Source organism: Plebeiibacterium sediminum (assembly GCF_026013605.1).
GTDB lineage: Bacteria > Bacteroidota > Bacteroidia > Bacteroidales > Marinilabiliaceae > Saccharicrinis > Saccharicrinis sediminus.
The window spans coordinates 1-339 of sequence record NZ_JAPDPJ010000394.1; the positions used below are offsets into that span (position 1 = coordinate 1).

The following is a 339-nucleotide window of genomic DNA, read 5'->3' on the forward strand; positions in this document are numbered from 1 at the left end:
ACATCATCTATCGTTATTGTTAGTGGTGTATCTTCTGATGTGCTTAAACTACTTGTTCCTGTAATAACAGGTGCATCATTGACACTGCTTACAGTTACGGTTATTGTTGATGGTGCACTCGATAATAATCCATCGGAAACTACTGCTCCAACACTCAATGTACCATTAAAATTTGCTGTTGGGGTTATGGTATTGCCTTCGTGCGTATAATTAGTCCCATCCTGAATGATCAAGCTATAAGTCACTGAGCCTTCATAATTATCATCTGTATAGGTTACATCATCTATCGTTATTGTTAGTGGTGTATCTTCTGATGTGCTTAAACTACTTGTTCCTGTA

1 protein-coding gene is annotated in these 339 nt (G+C 37.5%); it reads right to left on the reverse strand.

Annotated features, from left to right (window positions below; all coding sequences use genetic code 11):
- Positions 1 to 339 (reverse strand): VCBS domain-containing protein (locus OM075_RS25920; protein WP_301193429.1); only part of this gene is annotated, 339 nt, incomplete at both ends.